At 61.7% G+C, this 18,611-nt stretch carries 12 protein-coding genes and 2 riboswitches; of the genes, 7 read left to right on the top strand and 5 right to left on the bottom strand.

Going from position 1 to position 18,611, the window contains the following annotated elements; translation table 11 throughout:
• Positions 1-169: 169 nt before the first annotated feature.
• Positions 170-3,880 carry a methionine synthase gene (gene metH, locus KRR23_RS24125; protein ID WP_216744547.1) on the bottom strand — a complete coding sequence of 1,237 codons (3,711 nt, stop codon included), beginning with the start codon at positions 3,878-3,880 and terminating at the stop codon, positions 170-172.
• Positions 3,881-4,035: 155 nt separating this feature from the next.
• Here metH and KRR23_RS24120 point away from each other — a divergent pair, with 155 nt between their 5' ends.
• Both KRR23_RS24120 and nfuA read left to right on the top strand, forming a co-directional pair.
• Positions 4,036-6,327 carry a fatty acid cis/trans isomerase gene (locus KRR23_RS24120; protein WP_216744546.1) on the top strand — a complete coding sequence of 764 codons (2,292 nt, stop codon included), beginning with the start codon at positions 4,036-4,038 and terminating at the stop codon, positions 6,325-6,327.
• A gap of 111 nt (positions 6,328-6,438) precedes the next feature.
• Positions 6,439-7,023: a Fe-S biogenesis protein NfuA gene (nfuA, locus tag KRR23_RS24115; protein WP_007946504.1), complete on the top strand. Its 585-nt coding sequence runs from the start codon at positions 6,439-6,441 to the stop codon at positions 7,021-7,023.
• Between the two features lie 168 nt (positions 7,024-7,191).
• On the opposite strand, the gene cobM is transcribed toward nfuA, so the two are convergent.
• The 4 genes from cobM to KRR23_RS24095 form a co-directional block, all read right to left on the bottom strand.
• Complete coding sequence (cobM, locus tag KRR23_RS24110; RefSeq protein WP_216744545.1) at positions 7,192-7,938, bottom strand: precorrin-4 C(11)-methyltransferase; 747 nt, start codon at positions 7,936-7,938, stop codon at positions 7,192-7,194.
• A gap of 81 nt (positions 7,939-8,019) precedes the next feature.
• Positions 8,020-8,433 (bottom strand): cobalamin biosynthesis protein, encoded by a 414-nt coding sequence (locus KRR23_RS24105; RefSeq protein ID WP_216744544.1) that lies wholly within the window; start codon positions 8,431-8,433, stop codon positions 8,020-8,022.
• Positions 8,430-9,131 (bottom strand): CbtA family protein, encoded by a 702-nt coding sequence (locus tag KRR23_RS24100; protein ID WP_216744543.1) that lies wholly within the window; start codon positions 9,129-9,131, stop codon positions 8,430-8,432. Before KRR23_RS24100 ends, KRR23_RS24105 begins: the two co-directional genes overlap by 4 nt.
• A gap of 11 nt (positions 9,132-9,142) precedes the next feature.
• Positions 9,143-9,334, bottom strand: coding sequence for a CbtB-domain containing protein (locus KRR23_RS24095; protein ID WP_054596789.1), 192 nt, complete (start codon positions 9,332-9,334; stop codon positions 9,143-9,145).
• Positions 9,335-9,433: 99 nt separating this feature from the next.
• A riboswitch (cobalamin riboswitch) is annotated at positions 9,434-9,660 on the bottom strand.
• Between the two features lie 222 nt (positions 9,661-9,882).
• A riboswitch (cobalamin riboswitch) is annotated at positions 9,883-10,095 on the top strand.
• A 97-nt stretch (positions 10,096-10,192) separates the two neighbouring features.
• On the opposite strand from KRR23_RS24095, the gene cobW reads away from it, so the two are divergent.
• The 5 genes from cobW to KRR23_RS24070 all read left to right on the top strand — a co-directional run bounded on the left by cobW (position 10,193) and on the right by KRR23_RS24070 (position 18,599).
• The gene (gene cobW / locus KRR23_RS24090; RefSeq protein ID WP_216744542.1) at positions 10,193-11,260 is read left to right on the top strand and encodes a cobalamin biosynthesis protein CobW; all 1,068 of its coding nucleotides are present in this window, start codon (positions 10,193-10,195) and stop codon (positions 11,258-11,260) included.
• A gap of 3 nt (positions 11,261-11,263) precedes the next feature.
• On the top strand, positions 11,264-15,037 hold the full coding sequence (cobN, locus tag KRR23_RS24085; protein ID WP_216744541.1) for a cobaltochelatase subunit CobN: 3,774 nt from the start codon (positions 11,264-11,266) through the stop codon (positions 15,035-15,037).
• Positions 15,038-15,233: 196 nt separating this feature from the next.
• Positions 15,234-16,241, top strand: coding sequence for an ATP-binding protein (locus KRR23_RS24080; protein ID WP_216744540.1), 1,008 nt, complete (start codon positions 15,234-15,236; stop codon positions 16,239-16,241).
• 53 nt (positions 16,242-16,294) lie between these two features.
• Positions 16,295-16,897: a VWA domain-containing protein gene (locus tag KRR23_RS24075; RefSeq protein WP_253912240.1), complete on the top strand. Its 603-nt coding sequence runs from the start codon at positions 16,295-16,297 to the stop codon at positions 16,895-16,897.
• A 58-nt stretch (positions 16,898-16,955) separates the two neighbouring features.
• Complete coding sequence (locus KRR23_RS24070) at positions 16,956-18,599, top strand: phospholipase D-like domain-containing protein (protein ID WP_216744539.1); 1,644 nt, start codon at positions 16,956-16,958, stop codon at positions 18,597-18,599.
• The last annotated feature ends 12 nt before the right edge of the window (positions 18,600-18,611 follow it).

The raw sequence follows: 18,611 nt of genomic DNA, 5'->3' as shown, positions 1-18,611 counted from the left end.
GGCGCTGCGCGCCCACCCCCTGATGAACACCTCCACTCGGCCTCCCGATAGGGGCGGGTGGATCAAGATCAACGGCGGCAGGCGAGCTAACGCTCGGCCTGTTGAGTGGTTGGGGGCGGGCGCGGGCGCGGCGCTTTATTGTGTGCGGCAGGCTGCGATCTTTTGATCCTTAGTTGTCGTAACCGAGGTTCGGTGCTAGCCAGCGTTCACTCACGCTCAGCTCCTGGCCTTTGCGAGCGGTGTAGCTTTGCACTTGATCCTTGTCGATTTTGCCGACGGCAAAGTACTGCGCCTGTGGGTGGGCGAAGTACCAGCCGCTGACGGCAGCCGCTGGGAACATCGCGTAGTGTTCGGTGAGGAACACTCCGCTGCGACCGGCGTGCATTTCGCTGGCCTCGGGATCCAGCAGCGCGAACAGCGTGCCTTTCTCGGTGTGGTCCGGGCAGGCCGGATAACCCGGGGCAGGGCGGATGCCGGTGTATTGCTCTTTGATCAGCGCCTCGTTGTCGAGGGTCTCGTCCTTGGCATAACCCCAGTAGTTTTTACGAACCTGCTGGTGCAGCCATTCGGCACAGGCCTCGGCCAGACGGTCGGCCAGTGCCTTGACCATGATCGAGTTGTAGTCGTCGCCAGCGTCCTGATAGGCCTTGGCGACTTCTTCGGCGCCGATCCCGGCGGTGGTGATGAAGCCGCCGACATAGTCGGTAATGCCGCTGTCTTTCGGCGCGACGAAGTCGGCCAGGGAGAAGTTCGGCTTACCGTCGGTCTTGATGATCTGCTGGCGCAGGTGATGCAGGCGGGCCAACGGCTTGCCGTCATCGCCGTAGACTTCCAGGTCATCGTCGTGCACCTGACTGGCCGGCCAGAAGCCAAACACCGCACGGGCGCTGATGAGCTTCTCGTCGATCAGTTTGGCGAGCATTTCCTGGGCGTCGGCGTACAGCGCGGTGGCGGCTTCGCCGACCACTTCGTCCTGGAGGATGCGCGGGAATTTACCGGCCAGGTCCCAGGAGATGAAGAACGGTGTCCAGTCGATGTACTCGGCCAGCACCTTCAAATCGATGTTGTCCAACACCTTGGCGCCGGTGAACGTCGGCTTGACCGGTTCGTAAGAACTCCAGTCGAACTGTGGTTTCTTGGCGATCGCCGCCGGGTAGCTCAAGCGCTCGGTGCGGGCGCTGCGGTTAGCCGTACGCTCGCGGACTTCGATGTATTCCTCGCGGGTTCTCTCGACGAAGCCGGCCTTCAGTTCCTTGGACAGCAACTGCGTCGCCACGCCGACAGCGCGTGAAGCGTCGGTGACGTAGACCACCGCATCGTTGCTGTACTTGGGTTCGATCTTCACCGCCGTGTGGGCCTTGGAGGTGGTCGCGCCACCGATCATCAGCGGCAGATGGAAATCCTGGCGCTGCATCTCGCGGGCCACGTGGACCATCTCGTCCAGCGAAGGCGTGATCAAGCCGGACAGGCCGATGATGTCGCACTTCTGCTCTTTGGCCACTTGCAGGATTTTTTCGGCCGGGACCATCACGCCGAGGTCGACGATGTCGTAGCCGTTACAGCCGAGTACCACGCCGACGATGTTCTTGCCGATGTCGTGCACGTCGCCCTTGACCGTGGCCATCAGGATCTTGCCCTTGGCTTGCGGCTTGTCGCCTTTTTCCAGTTCGATGAACGGGATCAGGTGCGCCACCGCCTGCTTCATCACGCGGGCGGACTTCACCACCTGCGGCAGGAACATCTTGCCGGCGCCAAACAGGTCGCCAACGATGTTCATGCCGGACATCAGCGGGCCTTCGATGACCTCGATGGGCCGGGCGAAGGACAGCCGGGATTCTTCGGTGTCTTCCACGATGTGCGTGGTGATGCCTTTGACCAGCGCGTGCTCCAGACGTTTGTTGACGTCCCAGCTGCGCCATTCTTCGGTTTCCGCTTCCTTGACGCTGCCATCGCCCTTGTACTTGTCGGCAATCGCCAGCAGCGCGTCGGTGCCGTCCGGGGTGCGGTTGAGGATCACGTCCTCGACGGCATCGCGCAGCTCGGCCGGGATCTGGTCGTAGATCTCCAGTTGGCCGGCGTTGACGATACCCATGGTCAGGCCGTTGCGGATCGCATACAGCAGGAACACCGAGTGGATCGCTTCACGCACCGGGTTGTTGCCACGGAACGAGAACGACACGTTGGACACGCCGCCCGAGGTCAGCGCGTAGGGCAGTTCGTCACGGATATAGGCGCAGGCGTTGATGAAGTCGACTGCATAGTTGTTGTGCTCTTCGATACCCGTAGCCACGGCGAAGATGTTCGGGTCGAAGATGATGTCTTCCGGCGGGAAGTCGACTTCGTTGACCAGAATGTCGTAGGAGCGTTTGCAGATTTCCTTCTTGCGCGCTTCGGTGTCGGCCTGGCCGGCTTCGTCGAAGGCCATCACCACCACGGCAGCGCCGTAGCGCTTGCACAGTTTGGCGTGGTGAATGAACTGCTCGACGCCTTCCTTCATGCTGATGGAGTTGACGATGCCCTTGCCCTGGATGCACTTGAGGCCGGCTTCGATCACTTCCCATTTCGAGGAGTCGATCATGATCGGCACGCGGGAGATGTCCGGCTCGCCAGCGATCAGATTGAGGAAGGTCACCATGGCCTTCTTCGAATCGAGCATGCCCTCGTCCATGTTGATGTCGATCACCTGTGCACCGGCTTCGACCTGTTGCAGGGCGACTTCCAGCGCTTCGGTGTAGTTGTCTTCACGGATCAAGCGGGCAAACTTGGCGGAACCGGTGATGTTGGTCCGCTCGCCGACGTTGACGAATAACGAGCTGCGATCGATGGTGAACGGCTCCAGGCCCGACAGACGGCAGGCCTTGGGGATGTCCGGAATCTGCCGCGGCGCATAGCCGGCGACCGCTTTGGCGATGGCCTCGATGTGCCCTGGCGTGGTGCCGCAGCAACCGCCGACGATGTTCAGGAAACCGCTTTGGGCGAACTCTTCGATGACCTTGGCGGTTTCCACCGGCAGCTCATCGTATTCACCGAATTCATTCGGCAGGCCGGCGTTTGGGTGTGCCGACACGTAGGTGCTGGCCTTGTTCGACAGCTCTTCCAGGTACGGACGCAGCTCGCGGGCGCCAAGGGCGCAGTTCAGGCCGACGGAAATTGGCTTGGCGTGGGCAATGGAGTTCCAGAAGGCTTCGGTGGTCTGGCCGGACAGGGTACGGCCGGAGGCATCGGTGATGGTCCCGGAGATCATGATCGGCAGCTCGAAACCGACTTCCTCGAACACGCCCTGCACGGCGAAGATCGCGGCTTTGGCATTCAGGGTGTCGAAAATGGTTTCGATCAGGATCAGGTCGGCGCCGCCTTCGATCAGGCCTTTGGTGGCCTCGGTATAGTTCTCCACCAGTTCATCGAAGGTCACGTTGCGGTAGCCGGGGTTGTTCACGTCCGGCGACAGCGAGCAGGTACGGCTGGTCGGGCCCAGGACACCGGCGACAAAACGTGGTTTGTCCGGGGTTTCGAGGGTCTTGGCGTCTGCCACCTTGCGCGCAAGGCGTGCGCCTTCTACGTTTAACTCGTACGCCAGGCCCTGCATGCCGTAGTCGGCCTGGGATACCTGGGTGGCGTTGAAGGTGTTGGTTTCCAGAATGTCGGCGCCGGCATCCAGGTATTGCTTCTCGATCGCCCCGATTACGTCCGGGCGGCTCAGCACCAGCAAGTCGTTGTTACCCTTGACGTCGCTTGGCCAGTCGGCAAAGCGTTTGCCACGGTAGTCCTGCTCCTCGAGCTTGAAGCTCTGGATCATTGTGCCCATGCCGCCATCGAGAATCAGGATGCGCTCTTTGAGGGCTTGCTTGAGGACGTGTAGGCGAGCACTGCGATCGGACATTAGGACTACCTGGTAAGGCCATTACGAAGGGGCGGAATAATAGCAAACCTGTGTGCTTTTAGAGCATGAGCTGCTTTTGCATGAATATCGCTCATGTTGATGAGCGGGCCAGGACGGTAGAATCGCGACGTTTTTTCATGATCGGGACCAGGGATATGTCGTATCGCGTTTTCATCAGCCTCTTTGTGCTGCTTATAAGCAGTGCCGCCACAGCACAAGGCACGGCGTCGGCGATCTCATACACCCGCGACGTTCAGCCGATCTTCACTGAAAAGTGCGTGGCCTGCCATGCCTGCTATGACGCCGCCTGTCAGCTCAATCTGGGCAGTGGCGAAGGCGCGGCGCGGGGCGCGAACAAGATTCCGGTCTATGCCGGCGAGCGCAGCAAGGCGTCGGAGCCGACACGGCTGTTTTATGACGCCTTTGGCAAAGCCGCCTGGCAACGCAAGGACTTCTACTCGGTACTCGATGCCCAGGGCAGTCAGGCTGCGCTGATGGCGCGCATGCTGGAGCTTGGCCACCGGACGCCGTTGCAACCTAACGCCAAGTTGCCGGAAGAGATTGTGCTGGGGCTTGAGCGCGAGAACATGTGCCCGATGCCGGGGGAGTTCGAGGCCTACGCCGGCGCCCATCCGAAAGAAGGCATGCCGCTGGCGGTGACCGGGCTGACCGATCAGCAATACCAGACGCTGCAACGCTGGCTGGCCTCCGGTGCGCCAATCGACCAGCAGGGCCTGGTCCCGAGCGCCAGGGAAGCCTTGCAGGTGGTGCAGTGGGAAAACCTGCTCAACGCTCCGGGCGCCCGTGAAAGTCTGGTGGCACGCTGGTTGTTCGAGCACTGGTTTCTGGCGCATATCTACTTCAAGGATGGCGAGCCGGGGCACTTCTTCCAGTGGGTGCGTTCGCGCACACCGACGGGCCAGCCGATCGACCTGATCAACAGCCGTCGCCCGAACGACGATCCGGGCACCCAGGTGTATTACCGCTTGTGGCCGGTGCAAGGGATGATCGTGCACAAGACGCACATCACCTATCCGCTGAGCCCGGCGAAAATGGCCCGGGTCAAAACCCTGTTCTACAACGGCAACTGGCAGGTCCACGCCTTGCCTGGTTATGGCCCGGAACGTCGGGCCAATCCGTTCGAGACCTTCCAGGCGATTCCGGCCCAGGCGCGTTATCAGTTCATGCTCGATAACGCTGAATACTTCGTGCGCACCTTTATCCGCGGCCCGGTCTGTCGCGGGCAGATCGCTACCGACGTGATCCGCGACAACTTCTGGGCGTTCTTCCAGGCGCCGGAACATGACCTGTACATCACCGATCCGAGTTATCGCGGCAAGGCCACGCCGTTGCTGGCCATGCCCGGCCAGAATGACGATGTCGGCAGCGTGCTGAGCCTGTGGCATGCCTACCGCGACAAGCGTAACGAATACGAAGCCTTGCGCCGTGACACCTACGCCAAGGCACACGCGCCGAGTTGGTCGACCTTGTGGGCCGGTAACGACAACGCCTTGCTGAGCATCTTCCGGCATTTTGACAGTGCTTCAGTGAACAAGGGGCTGATCGGTGAAGTGCCACAGACCATGTGGTTATTCGACTACCCGTTGCTGGAGCGCACCTATTATCAGCTGGCGGTCAACTTCGACGTGTTCGGCAACGTTTCCCATCAGGCGCAGACCCGGCTGTATTTCGACTTGATCCGTAACGGCGCCGAGCAGAATTTCCTGCGCCTGATGCCGGCCGATTCGCGTGACGGGTATCTGGACGACTGGTATCAGAGCAGCGGCAAATTCAAGATGTGGCTGGATTACGAAAGCATCGACAACGATAAGCCGACTGCACTGAAACTCGACGAGAAAGACCCGAAACGCGACTTCGTCCAGCAATTGCTGATGCGTTACGGTGACCTGAACGCCAGGCCTGATCCGATCAATCGCTGCGATGGCGCCTATTGCTCACGGCCCAATATCGATCCGGCCTTGCAGAATGCCGAGCAGGCATTGAGCCGTTTGACCGCGCGCCCGGCGGCTGGGCTCAAGGTGATTGATCAGTTGCCGGAAGCGACGATGCTGCGTATAGAAAGTCGCAGCGGCAAGCGCGAGGTGTACAGCCTGCTGCGCAACCGTGCCCACAGCAACGTGGCGTTCCTGCTGGGCGAGGCGTTGCGCTATCAGCCAGGGCTGGATACGTTGACCATTTATCCCGGTGTGCTCAGCAGCTACCCGAACTTCATGTTCAACATTCCCGCTGAACAAGTACCGGCATTTGTCGCCGAGATGGAGAATGCCAAGAATGCCCAGGATTTCGAGAAAATCGTCGAGCACTGGGGGATTCGTCGTAGCCACCCGCAGTTCTGGCAGTATTTCCACGATTTAAGCCGGTATCTCCACGAGACCGATCCGGTGGAAGAGGGCGTACTGGACATGAATCGCTACGAAAACCTGTGATTTACCTGCCGGTCGCCCTGGCGGCGACCGGTTCTTTCCCGACAAAAATACTGGGACTTTGTCCGGCGCGATGATTGGCGTAAACTGCGCCCAAGCCTGCGAGGAACTTCCATGACCGCCATTACTATTACCGACGCCGCCCACGATTATCTGGCTGATCTGCTCTCCAAGCAGAACACCCCGGGGATCGGCATTCGGGTCTTTATCACCCAGCCTGGCACTCAATACGCCGAAACCTGCATTGCCTATTGCAAGCCGGGCGAAGAAAAACCTGAAGACACAGCGCTGGGGCTCAAAAGCTTCACCGCTTACATCGACTCGTTCAGCGAAGCATTCCTGGACGATGCGGTGGTCGACTACGCCACTGACCGCATGGGCGGCCAACTGACCATCAAGGCGCCCAACGCCAAAGTACCGATGGTCAACGCCGACAGCCCGGTCAACGAGCGCATCAACTACTACCTGCAAACCGAAATCAACCCGGGGCTGGCCAGCCACGGCGGTCAGGTCAGCCTGATCGATGTGGTTGAAGACGGCATCGCCGTGTTGAAGTTCGGTGGCGGTTGCCAGGGCTGCGGCCAGGCTGACGTGACCCTCAAGGAAGGCATCGAACGCACGCTGCTTGAGCGCATTCCCGAGCTCAAAGGTGTCCGTGACGTGACCGACCACACGCAGAAAGAAAACGCCTACTACTAAGGTGTTCGCTGCGACATGAAAAAACGGCGCTGTGGCGAGGGAGCTTGCTCCCGCTCGATTGCGAAGCAGTCGCAAGCCAGTCGATGCATTCACCCGTAATGAATGCGTTGGCTGATTTTGGGACCGCTTTGCGGTCCAGCGGGAGCAAGCTCCCTCGCCACATGTGCTTCAGGGGCGGTAGAGATGCGCATGCCCGGCGCGGTACAGCGACGATTCGCTGAAGGTGTCACTGCCCAACACCCGACCCACCAGAATCAGCGCCGTACGCCGGAATCCCTTGGCCTGAACCTTTTCGGCGATGTCTGTTAGCGTCCCCACCACCCAATCCTGATCCGGCCAACTGGCCCGATGCACCACCGCGATCGGGCAATCTGCGCCGTAATGCGGCAGCAGTTCAGTGACGATTTTCTCCAGGTGATTGACCCCCAGATGAATCGCCATGGTCGCGCCATGCCGGGCCAGGCTGCTGAATTCTTCGCCCGGAGGCATCGCGGTCTTGTCCGCGTAGCGGGTCAGGATGACGCTTTGCGAGATGTCCGGCAGCGTCAACTCGGCGCCCAACAGCGCTGCACAAGCGGCCGTCGCGGTGACGCCGGGGATGATTTCAAACGGAATGCTCAGCTCGCGCAGATAACGAATCTGCTCGCCGATCGCCCCATACAGGCTCGGATCGCCGGAATGCACGCGCGCCACGTCCTGGCCTTTGTCGTGGGCGACTCTGATCAGTTCGATGATCTGTTCCAGGTGCAATTCGGCGCTGTTGACCACCTGTTCAGCCTGATGGCCTTCCAATACGGCTTCAGGCACCAGCGAGCCGGCGTAGATGATCACCGGGCAGCTGCGGATCAGCCGCTGGCCCTTGACCGTGATCAGTTCCGGGTCGCCGGGACCTGCGCCAATGAAGTAGACGGTCATGGCCGGCTCCTGTGAAAAATGGTCAAAGCAAGGCTTCAGATGAAGATTGCTCATGATCGAAGGCGGGGATTATCGAGGATTTTAGGCGCCGCCGGCCAACGCAAACGTCGCCTGGGCATATTTTTGTCGCGGGATCAGCAGTTTTGCCGGTGCCTGCGCCAGTTGTTCGGCGAGGGCCAGTGCGGCACTTTCCGCTATGCCGTAGCAGCCGGTGCGCTCGAAAGCGATTTGCGAGCGATGGCTGAGTTGCGGTTGATAACTGGAAAGTTGTTCGCTGCTGAAGCAGATCAGTGGCAGTGACAGTTGCCGGGCCAACTCGATCAGACCGGGCTCATCACGTTTCAGATCGATGCTGGCCAAGGCCTTGATCGCCTGTAATTCGATGTGATGAGCCTGCAACGCCTGGTCGAGCAACGTGCGCAGCGTGCTGGCCGGGCAGCCGCGCTGGCAACCCAGGCCGACCACCAGGGTCGGCGCTGCGCGCGTTTCACTCATGCGTGGTATTGACCATCGCTTTTGCGGCGGAACAACCAGGCGCTGATCAGGCCCATGGCCAGCCAGAACGCGGCGTTGGTCAGCTGCGAGGCAATCTTGAATTGCGCTTCGAGGGCTTCGGGGGCCAGCATCGAATGCACTTCAGGCTGCGGTGCGCCGATGATGTGCGGCACGGCCAGAATGGCGACACCGAGCACCTTCAGCAGCCAATGCCGGGCGAACACGATCAGCGCGATACCGACGGCGGTGGACGCTGCCGTGCTGATCCACCAGATCTGACGTTGTGTCAGGTCTGCGGCGGCAGTTCCCGGCAATTCCGGCGGCAAGCCCAGGGTCGGTGCGAGGACGAAGGTCGCATAACCGGCCAATCCCCAGAGCAGGCCTTGAGAAGTGCGAGTCGGGGCGCGCAGGGTGTAGAGACCAGCGAGCATCAGCGCAAAACCGACGGCGACCACCAGATTACCGCCAGTGGTCGACAGCACGCGCTGCCAGCCATCTTCCGGTTCCCAAGCCTCTGCATCGTGGGTGTGGCCAGCCATGGCACCTTCGGCATGTTCATGGACTTCAGCCGCCGGGGCTTTTTCGTAGGTCTCCGCCTGAAGAATCAGCGGTGCGACCCAGAAGCTTTGCAGCAGGGTCAGCAGCAGGGCGGCCAGCAAGCCGGTGAAACCTGCGGTTTGCGCTATACGCTTGATCATCTCGGCAGGTCTCAGTGGCACGGGAAAGCAGAACTGTGACGGGTATCGTGGGCGGCGTTGTGCACCGCATCGATGTGCGAGAAACCGGCAAAATACACAAGGCATGCGCCCAGGATCGATGCGCCGATAGCGGCAACGAGGCGTTGGCTCAGGGTGGAGGTGGTGCTGGCGGTGACGTGGCGAGTGCTGCTGATGATCGACATGGCGCTTCCCTCTGGTCAGTCAGTGGGTGAATCGAGCGCATGCAAACCCCCGCGAGCCGGGCACGCAGATGCTAAAACAGCGCCCGCCCACCGCGGGTTTGTTATTGATGTGTTGCGGGCCGGTCTCCGGGCTCACGAGGGGCTGGCATTCGCCGAACCTGCAAGAATCGCCTTCCCATGCCGAACTGCCGGCACAGTGGATCTGATTCTTCGCTCGCTTACCGTTGCGGGGGCAGCACCGGACTGACATGGCTTTTGAGTAAAGCACATGATTCACCGGTTTCCCGTTTCACCCTGTGAAGGGCACCCGTAACAAGGTGCGTAGGAGAGCATGGGCGAGGGCGGGGCGTCAATTGGCATGCGTTCTCAGTTGAGGGTTGCACAGAGTCCTGTGGCGAGGGGGCTTGCCCCCGCTGGGTCGCGAAGCGGCCCCCTGTGTTCTTTCGGGTACATCGCATGCACAGGATTTGCGACGGCTTCGCCGCCGAGCGGGAGCAAGCTCCCTCGCCACGGTGGATCGCGATCATTGACCCGCCCCGATGCGATGCGTAGCCTTGCGCTTTCGAGGTTCTTCGGCGCGTGCGCCGAAGCTAAGAAGGGAACGCGGTCGATGCCGCGGCTGCCCCCGCAACTGTGAACGGTTTCGTTTCTGCCATGCCACTGCGCTCCTTTGTTTTCAGGCGCGGGAAGGTGCAGGAACCGCCAGTCGAAAGACTGGCCCACCGTCAGCCAGGAGACCTGCCTCGATACAGATTCTCACTACAACCGGGCGGGGTGATCCGGTGGCGAATTCTTCCGAGCGCTCAAGCGCTGCCGGTTGTCGTCCCGTATGCCCGCCACCTTGCCAAAGGGCATCCGATGAAAACACTGGCCAAACTTCCCGTCACCATCGTCACCGGTTTCCTCGGTTCGGGCAAAACCACCTTGCTGCGACACATGCTCGATAACGCCCAGGGCCGGCGCATCGCGGTGATCGTCAACGAGTTTGGCGAGCTGGGCATCGACGGCGAAATCCTCAAGCAATGCTCCATCGGCTGCACTGAAGAAGAAGCCAATGGCCGCGTGTATGAGCTGGCCAACGGCTGCCTGTGCTGCACGGTTCAGGAAGAGTTCTTCCCGGTGATGCGCGAACTGGTCGCCCGTCGCGGTGACCTCGATCACATCCTCATCGAGACCTCCGGCCTGGCTCTGCCAAAACCGCTGGTTCAAGCCTTCCAGTGGCCGGAAATCCGCAGCGCCTGCACCGTCGATGCGGTGATCACCGTGGTCGACAGCCCCGCTGTGGCCGCTGGCACTTTCGCCGCGTTCCCGGATCAGGTCGACGCCCAGCGCAAACTCGACCCGAACCTGGACCACGAATCGCCGCTGCACGAGCTGTTTGCCGACCAACTGGCCAGTGCCGACCTGGTGATTCTCAACAAGGCCGACCTGATCAGCCCGGCGGATCTGGCCAAAGTGCGCCTGGAAGTCGCCGAAGAACTGCCGCCAGCGGTGAAAATCATCGAAGCCAGTAGCGGTCGCCTGCCGCTGGACGTACTGATCGGCCTGGGTGCTGGCTCTGAAGAACACATCGACAGCCGCCACAGCCACCATGACCATCACCACGATGGCGATGACCACGACGACCACGATCACGACGCCTTCGATTCGATTTCCATCGAATTGCCACAAGCCGACGAAAGCCTGTTGCTCGATGCCCTGACCCAATTGGTGGTCCAGCACGGCATCCTGCGGGTCAAGGGTTTCGCCGCGATCCCGAACAAGCCGATGCGCCTGCTGATCCAGGGCGTGGGCACGCGTTTCGACAAGCATTTCGACCGTCAATGGACCGCAGACGAAGCGCGCAGCACACGTCTGGTGCTGATCGGTCAGCAACTGGACGCCGCCTTGCTCGAAGCGCAATTGCGCGCTGCGCTCAGCGTTTAACCCATGCACCTGCTCAGGACCCAGCCCGGCGGTTTTGTCTCGGATGACAACATTGCCGACCTTGGCCAAACTCCCGCCGAACTGGTGATTCTGTGCAGCGGCGACTCCAGCCTGGCGCTGCTCGCCGAAGCGGCGCAGCAGTTGCCCGAGGACTATCCGAGCCTGCGCCTGGCCAACCCGATGCAGGTGCAGAATCATGCCTCGGTCGACTTGTACGTCGACGAAGTGCTGCGCCACGCCAAGGTGATTCTGATTTCGCTGCACGGCGGGATCGCCTATTGGCGCTACGGCATCGAACGCCTGATGGAGCTGTCGCAACGCGGCGTGCAGCTGATCCTGGTGCCGGGCGATGACCGTCCCGACCCGGAACTCAGTGATCTGAGCACCGTGCCTGTCGAAGACCGCGAGCGGCTTTGGCACTTTTTGCGTCAGGGTGGCATGGGCAATGCGCTGGATTTGTATCGTTGTCTTGCCAGTCGTTGGCTGGGCCGCGATTACCACTGGTCCGAACCGCAGACCTTGCCACGTACCGCGATTTACCACCCACACAAAAGCAACGCGACGCTGGGCGATTGGCAGGCCGATTGGCCGGTTGATCAACCGGTGGCGGCGGTGCTGTTTTACCGTTCGCACTTGCAGGCGGCGAACACCGCCTTCATCGATGTTTTCTGCCAGCGCTTGCAGGCGGCGGGGCTGAACCCGCTGCCGATAGCACTGGCTAGTTTGAAAGAGCCCGGCTGCCTGACGGTGGTCGAGGATTGGCTGGATGAAGTGCAGGCCTCGGTGATTCTCAACACCACCGGGTTTGCTCAATCGAGCCCGGAAGCCCCGCATCTGCGGCCCTTCCGGCGCAATATCCCGGTGATCCAGGCGATCTGCGCCCAGGACAACGAACCCGGTTGGCGCGCCAGCGAGCAAGGGCTCGGCCCACGGGATCTGGCGATGCACATCGCTTTGCCGGAACTCGATGGACGGATCATCAGCCGACCGATCAGCTTCAAGGACCTGGCCTGGCGCAGTGAGCGCAGTCAGTCCGATGTGGTCTGCTATCGACCGCAACCTGAGCGCATGGACTTTGTCGCTGAACTGGCGCAGCGCTGGGTCGAGTTGGCGCGGGTGGCCAATACTGAAAAACGTATTGCGCTGATCCTTGCCAACTACCCGACCCGCGATGGGCGGATTGGCAACGGGGTTGGCCTCGATACGCCGGCCGCGGCGCTGAAAATCCTGCGGGCGCTGCACGCAGAAGGTTATCCGTTGCCCGCTGATTTACCGGAAAGCGGCACTGCGCTGATTCAGCAGTTGCTCGGTGGGGTCAGCAATGACCTGGAGAGCATCGACCTGCGCCCGTGTCAGCAAAGCCTGGCGCTGGACGACTATTACTCGATGTTCAACGCCTTGCCCGAGGCCAACCGCGCGGCGGTGCTGGAGCGTTGGGGGACGCCTGAAAAAGACCCGATGTTCCGTGGCGGGCGAATGATGATTGCCGGGCTGCGGTTTGGCCTGACCTTTGTCGGCATTCAGCCGGCGCGCGGTTATCAGGTCGATCCGAGCGCGGTCTATCACGACCCGGACCTGGTGCCGCCCCACGGTTACCTGGCGTTCTATTTCTGGTTGCGCCAGGCCTACGGCGCCCACGCGGTGATTCACGTCGGCAAGCACGGCAACCTTGAATGGTTGCCGGGCAAGGGCGTTGGCCTGTCCGAAAGCTGCTGGCCGGACGCGTTGCTCGGACCGCTGCCGAACATTTATCCGTTTATCGTCAACGACCCGGGTGAGGGCGCGCAGGCCAAACGTCGGACTCAGGCGGTGATCATCGACCACCTGATGCCGCCGCTGACCCGCGCCGAAACCTACGGCCCGTTGCGCAATCTGGAACTGTTGGCCGACGAGTATTACGAGGCCCAGTTGCTCGACCCACGCCGAGCGCGTGAGTTGCAGCGCGACATTCTCAATCTGGTGCGTGAAACCCATATCGACCGTGAATTGCAGCTGGACGAGAAGCTCGACAGCGACGCCGATGCCGCGATCTGGTTGCCGCGTCTGGACACCTATTTGTGCGACTTGAAAGAGTCGCAGATTCGCGACGGACTGCACGTGTTCGGCGAATCGCCAAGCGGGCGTCTGCGTATCGACACGTTGCTGGCGTTGCTGCGAATTCCGCGCGGTGACGGGCGTGGGGCGCAATCGAGCCTGTTGCGGGCCTTGGCCAAGGCGTTCACGCTGGGCTTCGATCCACTGGATTGTGTGTTGTCCGATCCTTGGTCAGGTCCGAAGCCGGCTGAATTGCAGACGCTCAGCGCTGAGGCCTGGCGCACCGCTGGCGACACTCGCGAACGTCTTGAACTGTTCGCCGCGCAGTTGATCGAGCAGGCACTGAGCGCTGATGTCGAGTTGTTGAGTCAGCCCGGCTGGGGTGACGTCAGCGCGATTGTTGACAGCTTGCGTGAGGTGGTCGCGCCGCGACTGGACGCCTGCGGCCCGGCAGAAATGCGCGGTCTGCTGGATGCTCTCAGCGGTCGCTTTGTTCCGGCAGGGCCGAGTGGCGCACCGAGTCGCGGACGCCTCGATGTGCTGCCCACCGGGCGCAATTTTTACTCGGTGGACGTGCGCAACCTGCCGACCACCACCGCCTGGCGCATTGGCTTCCAGTCGGCGAACCTGATTCTTGAACGGCACCTGCAGGACCACGGCGATCATTTGCGCCAGTTGGGTTTGTCGGTCTGGGGCACGGCGACCATGCGTACCGGCGGCGATGACATCGCCCAGGCCATGGCGCTGATGGGCGTGCGTCCGGTCTGGGCGACGGGCAGTCAGCGGGTCGACGACTTTGAAATACTGCCGCTGAGCCTGCTCGACCGGCCGCGCGTGGACGTGACGTTGCGCGTTTCCGGGTTCTTCCGCGATGCTTTTGCCAACCTGATTCGGTTGTTCGACGCGGCCGTGCAAGCGGTTGCCACGCTGGACGAGCCCGACGACATGAACCCGTTGGCGGCCAAGGTCCGCGGCGAACGCGAAGCGCTGATCCAGTCCGGTCTGGACGAAGAGGCCGCAGCACGACAGGCAGGCTGGCGGATTTTCGGCGCCAAGCCCGGTGCCTATGGCGCGGGAGTACAGGGCGCCATTGATGGCCGTTTGTGGCAGAGCCGCGAGGATCTGGCCGAGGTTTATCTGAACTGGGGCGGCTACGCTTACGGCGGTTCCGATGAGGGCACGGCCGCTCGCGAACAGTTCGCCCAGCGCTTGAGCCAGGTTCAGGCGGTGCTGCAAAACCAGGACAATCGCGAGCACGACTTGCTCGATTCCAACGACTATTACCAGTTCCAGGGCGGCATGCTCGCCGCCGTGGAAAGCCTCAGTGGCGAAGCGGCGGCGAGCTACCATGGCGACCACAGCCAGCCGGACTTGCCGAAGATCCGCACCCTCAAGGAAGAGCTGAACCGGGTGATCCGCTCCCGAGCGGCGAACCCGAAGTGGATCGACGGGGTCAAGCGGCATGGCTACAAAGGCGCGTTTGAACTGGCGGCCACCGTCGATAACCTGTTCGCCTTCGACGCCACTACCCAGCTGATCGACGATCACCAGTACGCCTTGCTGGCCGACGCCTATTTGCTTGACCCGTCGACCCGCGAATTTGTCCAGCAGCATAATCCGCACGCCTTGCGCGACATGACCGAGCGCCTGCTCGAAGCTCAGCAGCGTGGGATGTGGCAGGAGCCGGGCGAGTACCGCGAGGCGCTGGAGAATTTGCTGCTGGATATAGAAGAAGACAGTTGACCGGGTACCTGCCTGCACCTGTGGCGAGGGAGCTTGCTCCCGCTGGGCTGCGCAGCGGCCCTAAAACCTGCAATTGCATTCTGTCAGGGATACTGCATTGGTTGGTTTTACGACTGCTTTGCCCGAACGCGGACCGGCCGACGGGAGCAAGCTCCCTCGCCACACCGCAATTACTGATCACGAACGAGAAAACCCGATGACCGACACCCCGCATTTCCCGCTCTCCGCCGTGGTCGGCGCCGATGCCCTGAAACTGGCGCTGTGCCTGACGGCCATCGACCCGAAAATCGGCGGCGTGCTGATCGAAGGGCCGCGGGGCATGGCCAAGTCGACGTTGGCCCGTGGCCTGGCGGATTTGCTCGCCAGCGGGCAGTTCGTCACCTTGCCCTTGGGCGCAACGGAAGAGCGCTTGGTTGGCACTCTGGATCTGGACGCCGCGCTGGGCGAAGGCCGTGCGCAGTTTTCCCCCGGTGTGTTGGCCAAGGCCGACGGCGGCGTGTTGTATGTCGATGAAGTAAATCTGCTGCCCGATCATCTGGTGGATTTGCTGCTCGACGTCGCTGCCAGCGGCACCAACCTGATCGAGCGCGACGGCATTTCCCATCGGCATTCGGCGCGCTTTGTGCTGATCGGCACCATGAACCCGGAAGAGGGCGAGCTGCGTCCGCAACTGCTCGACCGTTTCGGCCTGAACGTCGCGCTCAGCGGTCACACCGCGCCGCTTGAGCGCGGTCAGATCATCCGTCGCCGGCTGGACTTCGACAGCGACCCGCAAGCGTTCTGCGCCGAATGGGAAGCGCGGCAGCAGGCATTGCGTGAACGCTGCCAAGGTGCGCGTGCGGCACTGGCGAACATTCCTCTGGATGATCAGGCGCTGGCGCAGATCACCGAGCGTTGTTTTGCCGCCGGGGTCGACGGCTTGCGCGCCGACCTGGTCTGGTTGCGTGCGGCTCGCGCCCATGCGGCGTGGCGTGGGGCCGAGGCGATCAGCGAGGACGATATCGATGCCGTCGCCGAGTTTGCCTTGCGCCATCGGCGTCGCGACACGCCGCCGTCTGCGCCGCGCCAGAACCCCGCGCCAGACGCGTCCGCCGCTCAACCACCGAGCCCCGGCGAAGGCCAGGGCCAGTGGGGTGAAATGCCCGCTCAGGCATTACCCACCGGCGCCCGCCGTGAAGTGCCGAGCTGGCCAAAAAAGCCCTAGGCATTCGCCCTCGATCTGATGCGGGGGCGAATGCCAAACCCCGCGCAGGACGGCTGAAAAACGGCAGGCAGGGCCAGCGTCGAGCCAGCCAAAACGGCTCGGTCAATTGGCCCGGCACGCTGCTCAACGGCCGCCCGCGTCAACGCGAAGATCTGCTGTTTCATTTGCGCAGTCGTTCACCCCATGAGCTGTGGCTGGTGATTGTCGATGCCTCGGCCTCGACCCGGCGTCATCAAGCGTTGAGCGATGCCAAAGGCCTGCTGGCGCAACTGTTCGACGACGCCTATCGCCAACGTGCGCGCCTGGCGCTGTTGACCGCCAGTGGCGCTGCGCCGAAGTGGCAAGTGCAAGGCCTGAAAGCCTCGAACAGCCTGCGCAACTGGCTCGACGCACTCGGTGCGGGCGGAGGCACGCCGTTGTTCGCCGCGCTGGATGAGGCGACGCATTGGCTGGCGCTGCGGCAAAAGCGTTTTCCGGCAGAGCAACAACGCGTGTTGCTGCTGACCGATGGCCGCCTAAAAGCCACGCCAATGCAGGTGGCGCTCAATTGCCCGGCGCTGTTGGTGGACATCGAGCGCGGGCCGATTCGATTGGGCCGGGCGAAGGCCTTAGCGCATGAGTTGAACGCAGACTATCGACATATCGACACGCTTTAATCTGTCGAATTGCCAACAGCACCTATGCTGTGGGTTCAGCTCATCACAGGAGTGGATCATGCGTGCTCTAGCCGCTAACAGTCAGGACGATTTCCGCGTCAAAGCCTATGCCGGTACCAACGGTGTGTTACTGGCCATGGACCTGGCCGAACCCCGACGCAAAGGCCTGCTCGGTTTCGCCATCGAAAAACAGCAAGGCAGCGGGCCTTGGGAGTTTCTGTTCAATAGCCTGACCTTCCCCGGCAAGGCCCACACCTTTCCCCAGTACAACGCCACGCCCAGCGACAGCGCGCCGTTGCAGAAATATCGCTGGGCCGATTACACCGTCAAACCCGGGGTAACGATCAATTACCGGGTTCACTTGGCTTATGGCACGCCAGATGCGCCGCAATTGGGCGAGGCCCTGGCGGTGACGGTCACCACCGACAATGGCTTGCCGGCAGGCCAGCATGTCATTTTCAATCGTGCGGTGGCGGCCAGTCAGGCCTTCTCCCGGGAGTTTCCCGAGCTCGATGCACAGCTGAGCGCCAACAAGAACCTGTCTCTCGACGACTGGCCCGCCGCACCACGGCAATGGCTGGAGAACGGCTTGCTGGAGCAGATCACCGGTTTCATCGAGCGCGCCGTGGATGGCCAGTGGGCGCTGGACATTGCGATTTATGAGTATCAACTGCCGACCATTATCGATGCGGTCAACGCGGCGTTTGGGCGGGGTGCCAAGGTTCGGGTGCTGTATCACGCCAAGCCCGGTGATGCCGACACCACCATGAATGAAGAGAGCCTGGCGAAGCTTCCTGACGAGAGCAAGCGGGGGCGGGTGACCCACGCGATATTCCACGACAAATTCATCGTGCTGAGCAAGATCGATGGTGGTGAATATCGGCCGCAATCGGTGCTGTGCGGCAGTACCAACTTCACCGACAACGGCGTCTACCGCCAGGCCAACGTGGTGCATGTGCTGGACAATACCGCTGTGGGTGTCCGTTATTTGCAAGTGTTCGAGCAGATCTGGGCTGCGCCGACCGATGTGGGCGCCACGCGTACCTGGTTGACCAAGAACAACCCGATGGACCCGTCACAGCCGTTGTTTGTCGGTTTTTCACCGCGTACCGGCCAGGCCGATCTGCAGCAGTTCGTCGAGATCATCAATGCGGCGAAGAAGGACGTCCTGTTTGTCACCGCGTTCGCGCTGCCGGACGAAATCCTCAACGCCTTGCTCGGCCAGCCCCACGACGATGTACTGCGCTATGGCCTGCAGAACACCGCCAGCCGCATCACCGGTTATCACGCCGACCGCACGGCCGATTTCGCCGCCACTGCGTTGCTCAACACCGGTATCGAAGGCTGGCTCAAGGAAAGCATGAAAGGCCAGAAGGGCGATCTGCTGGTGCATCTCAAAGCCATCGTCGTCGATTTCACCACCGACGCGCCGACCATCATCAGCGGCAGTCACAACCTGAGCATCAACGCCAGTGAAGGTAACGACGAAAACTTCCTGATCATTCGCGGCGACACCGATCTGGCCGACCGCTATGGCCTGGAATTGCTGCGCTTCTACGAGCATTACCGCTTCCGCTATGCCGCCAAACAAGAGGACCTCAAGCAGGTTCCGCCTTTGGCGGTGGATGACAGTTGGACCAACGCCTATTACCTGGACGGCGACCTGCGAATGCTCTCGCGGTTGCGTTTTTCCGGGCGGTAAATACTGACCGAT

It is taken from the genome of Pseudomonas sp. CVAP#3 (genome assembly GCF_018986375.1).
GTDB lineage: Bacteria > Pseudomonadota > Gammaproteobacteria > Pseudomonadales > Pseudomonadaceae > Aquipseudomonas > Aquipseudomonas helvetica.
The sequence above is the reverse complement of the archived record's forward strand: the minus strand, read 5'-3'. Positions and strand labels throughout refer to the sequence as shown.

Bases quoted from the DNA above. Each gene is read 5' to 3' on its own strand.
- cobN (WP_216744541.1), top strand. From the start codon at position 11,264: ATGCACCTGCTCAGGACCCAGCCCGGCGGTTTTGTCTCGGATGACAAC.
- KRR23_RS24120 (WP_216744546.1), top strand. From the start codon at position 4,036: ATGTCGTATCGCGTTTTCATCAGCCTCTTTGTGCTGCTTATAAGCAGT.
- KRR23_RS24105 (WP_216744544.1), bottom strand. From the start codon at position 8,433: ATGAGTGAAACGCGCGCAGCGCCGACCCTGGTGGTCGGCCTGGGTTGC.
- KRR23_RS24070 (WP_216744539.1), top strand. From the start codon at position 16,956: ATGCGTGCTCTAGCCGCTAACAGTCAGGACGATTTCCGCGTCAAAGCC.
- KRR23_RS24100 (WP_216744543.1), bottom strand. From the start codon at position 9,131: ATGATCAAGCGTATAGCGCAAACCGCAGGTTTCACCGGCTTGCTGGCC.
- cobW (WP_216744542.1), top strand. From the start codon at position 10,193: ATGAAAACACTGGCCAAACTTCCCGTCACCATCGTCACCGGTTTCCTC.
- KRR23_RS24095 (WP_054596789.1), bottom strand. From the start codon at position 9,334: ATGTCGATCATCAGCAGCACTCGCCACGTCACCGCCAGCACCACCTCC.
- metH (WP_216744547.1), bottom strand. From the start codon at position 3,880: ATGTCCGATCGCAGTGCTCGCCTACACGTCCTCAAGCAAGCCCTCAAA.
- cobM (WP_216744545.1), bottom strand. From the start codon at position 7,938: ATGACCGTCTACTTCATTGGCGCAGGTCCCGGCGACCCGGAACTGATC.
- KRR23_RS24080 (WP_216744540.1), top strand. From the start codon at position 15,234: ATGACCGACACCCCGCATTTCCCGCTCTCCGCCGTGGTCGGCGCCGAT.
- nfuA (WP_007946504.1), top strand. From the start codon at position 6,439: ATGACCGCCATTACTATTACCGACGCCGCCCACGATTATCTGGCTGAT.